General features: G+C 75.1%; 3 protein-coding genes and 1 pseudogene. All 4 read right to left on the bottom strand.

All coding sequences use genetic code 11. The features are described from left to right. Positions 1-2,045: FUSC family protein (locus tag NH602_RS32065; RefSeq protein WP_253069352.1), on the bottom strand; the 2,045-nt coding region annotated here is incomplete at its 3' end. A gap of 41 nt (positions 2,046-2,086) precedes the next feature. After that, positions 2,087-3,070, bottom strand: a complete 984-nt coding sequence (locus tag NH602_RS27925) for an SGNH/GDSL hydrolase family protein (RefSeq protein ID WP_218899171.1) — start codon at positions 3,068-3,070, stop codon at positions 2,087-2,089. 193 nt (positions 3,071-3,263) lie between these two features. Then, the gene (gene speD, locus NH602_RS27930) at positions 3,264-4,580 is read right to left on the bottom strand and encodes an adenosylmethionine decarboxylase (protein ID WP_253069353.1); all 1,317 of its coding nucleotides are present in this window, start codon (positions 4,578-4,580) and stop codon (positions 3,264-3,266) included. 11 nt (positions 4,581-4,591) lie between these two features. Beyond that, a pseudogene (locus NH602_RS27935) lies at positions 4,592-5,042 on the bottom strand (type III PLP-dependent enzyme); the annotation flags it as partial.

Here is a 5,042-nt window from a genome sequence, read left to right on the forward strand (position 1 = left end):
GCGTCGTCGAGGATGCGACGCAGGCGGTCGAGGTCGGCGCGGCCCCGCTCGGCCGCGGGGCCCAGGGTCGCGGCCCAGCCGGGCACCGACGCGGTCGTGGCCTGGGCGGCGAGCTGGCGGGTGTAGTGGTCGACGGCGCCGACGACCCGCACGGTGTGGTGCACCCCGCGGCGCAGCGGCCTGCGGGCGACGGGGTGCTGCAGCGGCACCGCGCGGGTCCGCACGGTGGCCACCGCGGTGTCCACGGCGCGGGCCTTCTCCAGCGGGTCACCGGCGCCGGGGCGGCCCAGCGCCGCGTCGACCGAGGTGCGCAGGGAGACGTCGACGGCGGTGAGGGCGTCGTCGAGGGCCTCGGCGAAGGCCGTGCGCGACCGGGTGGGCAGGACCAGGTAGGCGGCGAGCATGCCCAGCGCGCCGCCGACGACCGTCTCCTCGACCCGCAGCACCAGGGTCTGCACGCTGAACTGGCCGATCACTCCGTAGAGCAGGGCCAGCACCGCGGTGATCCAGAACGCCATCATCGCCTGCGAGATCCGCACCAGGTACAGGGCGAGGAACACGCAGACGAACAGCAGCGCCAGGCTGGCGACGACGTTGCCGCCCACCAGCAGTGCCAGCAGCATCCCCGCCACGACCCCACCCGCGGTGCCGACCGCGCGGGCCCAGCCGCGGCTCAGGACGTCGCCGCGGCTGGCGGTGCCGGCGAACACCACGAACGCGGCGATCACCGCCCAGTACCAGCGGGCCGGGGAGATCAGCTCGCCGACGACGATCGCGAGGCTGGTGGCGACGCCGACCTGCACGGCCTGCCGGGTGTGCAGCGCGAGCCCGCCGAACCGGTCCCGGCCCGCCGGCGGCGGCACCTGTTCGGGGACGGGCCCGGGTGCCGGGTCGCCGCCCGCGGTCTCCCGGTCGGTGTCGTGGTGTTCGGCGATCCGCAGGCGGGCCTGCTCGACGGTGGTCTGCATCGCGTCGGCGAGCCGGACGACGGCGAACCCGATGCGCTGCTCGCGCGCGGCGGGCCCGACCCCGGCCGGCCGGTCCACGATGTCGGCGACGGCGGACCGTGCGCCGTCGTAGAGGCGGGCGGCGATCGCGCCGGGCGTCCCGACGGCGGTGGCCGCGGCGAGGGCCCGCAACCCCTCGGCCAGCTCGGCGCGGTCGCCGTCGGGGATCGGGTCGTGGTGCTCGACCGACCGGCGGACCGACATGGCGACCCGTTCGGCGGCGAGCTCGGAGTCGACGATCCACTGCCGCAGGCCCGCGACGGGCCCGGCCACGGCGTCGGGGCCGGTGTCGGTGCCGCTGTCGGTGTCGTCGAGCCGGTCGGTCACCAGCAGCGCGGTCTCGTTGAGCCGGGCCTGGGCGCGCACCAGCGGGTCGAGGTCGGGCTCGCCGTCGGCGTTCTCGACCGCCTCGACGGCGGTGAGCAGCAGCGCGTGCAGCCGCGCCTCGAACGCCCGGAACAGCGCATCCAGCACGGCCTCGGAGCGGCGGGTGAACACCAGGCAGCGCAGCAGGAAGGTGCTGCCGATGCCGATCACCACCCCGGCCAGCAGGAACGGCAGCTCGCCGGGGCCGGCGTGCAGGAACTGCACGAAGAAGAACGGCATGAACGCCGCCATGCCGAGCGCGACCCCGCGCGGCCCGTACCGCCTGACCGCGACGGCGACCATCATGACCAGGACGAACACGACGTCGGCCGCGACCCGGTTCGTCGACAGCAGCGCGGACACCGTCGCCGACGCCGCGGCGGGCACGACCATCAGGGCGGTGGTGACCCGCCGTCGCCGCAGGTCGTTCTCGTTCACCGCCAGGTTGCTGATCATCGCCAGCACCACGGAGAACAGCACGATCGTGATCGGCTGCCCGGTCAGAGCACGCAGCACGCTCGCGGCGACCGCGGCCAGCAGCATCGCCGCGGTCGCGACCGCGGCCAGGTGCAGCCGGGTGTGGCCCGGGTCGACCGCGGCCGCCCACGTCCGCAGCTCGCCCCACCGGGCCGGCACCGGCAGACGTCGTCCCCGCTCGACCGTCCCCGTCACGGTGCGAGTCTGACACGCACCGCGTGCCGGAGGTGCCTACCTCAGTTCGCGGTGCGGGCCTGCGGCGGCAGCGACTCGGTCGGCACCGGGTTGGTCGCCCCCGGGACCGGCTGCGAGGTGGGCCGGGCGACCCGGATGCCGAGCACGTCACCGGCGGCCGCGGCCATCGCGCGCATCCCCTGGGCGTTGGGGTGCACCGGCGCGGCGGGCGAGGTCGGGACCAGGCCCTCGACCCACTTCACGCCGGGCAGCGTGCAGGCGTCGTGACCGATGGTCGGGGTGTAGGTGTCGACGTAGTCGACACCGGCGTCGCGGGCGGCGTCGGCCAGCATCGCGTTGAGCTTCTTCTCGGTCTCGCGCAGGTAGGCGGTGTCGCCCGGGCTGAACGGGATGACCGGGTAGCAGCCGGGACCGGTGTCCGGGAGGATCGACGGGTACCCGACGACGGCGACCCGTGCGGCGGGCGACCGGTCGCGGATCGTCGCGAGCACGTCGGAGACCTTGGACTCGGTGTCGTCGATCCGCTCGGCGAGCTGGTCGGTGCCGCCCGCGGTGTAGAAGTCCTTGCAGGCCGCGCCGAACAGGTTCGCCGAGGAGCGGCGGACGCACTCGCCGATGATCCCGGAGAAGCCGATGTCGTTGCCGCCGATGGTCAGGGTGACCAGCGACTCGGAGCCGTCGAGGGCGTCGAGCTGCGGCGGGTTCGGGCCGGCCTGGACCTGCTGCGGGGCGGTCATGTCCTCGGTCGTCGCGCCGCTGCAGGACACGTCGGTGAAGCGGCCGATGCCGGCCGAGCGCGCGAGCACCGACGGGTAGTTCTGGTTGGAGCGCAGGCACCCGGACGGCGTGCCCTGCTGCACCGGGACCAGCGGGCCTGCGGCGTAGGAGTCGCCCAGGGCGACGAAGCGCCCGACCGGGGCGGTGTCGAGGTTGCGCGCGGACAGCGTGGTCTCGGCGAACGTGGTCGGCGCCTCCGCCTGCGCGGGCGCGAGGGCGCTCATCCCCGCCGAGCTCAGCAGGGTCATGGTCGCCACGGCGAGCCACCGGGACGGACGGGGACGGCGCACGGGCTCTCGGACCTCCGGTCGGACGTCGCCGGCGTGGGCACGCCGGTCCTGACCGACCAACGATCATCGTCGCCGACCGGTTACGCCCCGTTCGGCGCACGTGACGGGCCGGGTACGACCCGGCCCGTCACGCACCGTGGGCGGGGCTCGCTCAGTCGGTGAGCCTGCGCAGCGACAGCGGTGCCACCAGGCGGTGCCGCAGCGCGGTCGCGTCCCAGAGCTCCGGCTGCGACGGCATCGACGCGAGCCGCCCGGCAGCGACGGCGCCGGGGTCGTCCATGGGCTCGCGGACACCGGCGAGGAAGGCCCACTCGTGCTCCTCGCAGCCGATGTAGACCCCGCGCCCGCCGGTCTCGCCGAACACGGTGGCGAAGCGCTGCCAGGCCGAGCGCAGCGTCGCGTCCCGCCACACCGCCGGGCTGCCCGCCTGGAACACCAGGACCCCGCCGGGGGTGAGCCGCTGCGCGCAGGCGCGGACGAAGTCCTCCTCGTAGAGCCGGTTGATCTGGGCGTCGGGCTCGTCGGGGCGCTCGTCGGGCAGGTCGACGACCACCAGGTCCCAGTGCTCGTCGGATTCCAGGACGAACTGCCGACCGTCGCCGTAGGTCAGGTGCACCGGGCCGTCGCCGCGCTCGGCCGCGGCGAGGGACTCGGGGGTGTAGCCGTAGGGCAGGTGCTCGGCGCAGATCCGGACGGCCTCGGTGTCGATGTCGACGTGGTCGACCCGGCTCGCACCGGCAGCGACCGCCATCTCCGACGCGACACCCTCGGAGGAGCCGACGATCAGCACCCGGTCCAGTTCGCGGGCCAGCAGGGCGCCGGGCCACACCAGCGCCTCGTGGTAGGTGAGCTGGGTGTGCTCGGTGGACTGGCGCTCGTCGTCGCAGAAGAGGGTGACGCCGTGCGCGGTGTCGGCGACCACGACGTGCTGGAACCCGGTGTGCGCGACGTGGTGGACCCGGCCGAGGTCCCAGCGCCGGGTCAGGCCGGGCGAGAGGGGCTCGGTGACGGTGCGCGGGGCGCCGCCGCGGTCCACGACCTGCAGCGCGGTGTCGGTCGCGCCGACACGTTCGGCGAGGCGGCGCACGGCGTCGACCGGGTCGGCGCTCTCGCCGCAGGTGAACACGTCGACGTGCATGCCGCCGTGCTCGGGCCAGGTGTGGATCGAGGCGTGCGACTCGGCCAGGACCGCGACGACGGTCGCCCCCTGCGGCTCGAACCGTTCGACGACCACCTGGCGGACCTGGGCCCCGGCCTCGGTCAGCGCGGCGGTCAGGTCGCTGCGCAGGCGTTCGCAGTCGTCGAGGATCTCGGGGGCGATGCCGCCGAGCTCGGCCAGGACGTGTCTGCCGACCGGTGACGACGTGCTGGGCAGCGCGGGTGCGCCCGTCCCGAGCCCGACGGTCGGATGCAGTTCTCCGGCCGCGGCGGCGGGCACGGACATGATCGGCGAGGTGGAGGATGACACGTCCGGACACGTTAACCGGGATGTGGGAGTGACGCCCCCTCCCCCGCGACGAGCACCTCGAGCGGGCCGAACCCGTTGAACCCGACCGAGGCGTAGCTCGAGGTGTAGGCGCCGGCCCCGAGCAGGTCGACGACGTCGCCCGCGGCCAGATCCAGCGGCAGCGCGACCGGGGTGCGGCGGTAGAGGACGTCGTCGCCGTCACAGGTGGGACCCGCGACGACGACCGGTCCGCACGGGCCGCTGCGCCCGGGCACGTGCAGCGGGTAGGCGATCGCCTCGCCCTCGGTCTCGGCGAGTCCCTGGTAGCGGCCGACGTCGAGGTACACCCAGCGGCGGTGGTCCACGCCCGGGCGGCGGGACACGCGCAGCACCCGGGCGCGCAGCACCCCGGCCGGGGCGACCAGCGCGCGGCCCGGTTCCAGCAGCAGCGTCGCGCCGTCCACGTGCCCGGCGTCGACGGCC

The sequence above is a fragment of the Pseudonocardia sp. McavD-2-B genome, from assembly GCF_024124365.1.
Taxonomy (GTDB): domain Bacteria; phylum Actinomycetota; class Actinomycetes; order Mycobacteriales; family Pseudonocardiaceae; genus Pseudonocardia; species Pseudonocardia alni.

Coding starts and splice junctions, on each gene's coding strand:
- NH602_RS27925 (WP_218899171.1), bottom strand. CDS start 3,070: ATGACCCTGCTGAGCTCGGCGGGGATGAGCGCCCTCGCGCCCGCGCAG.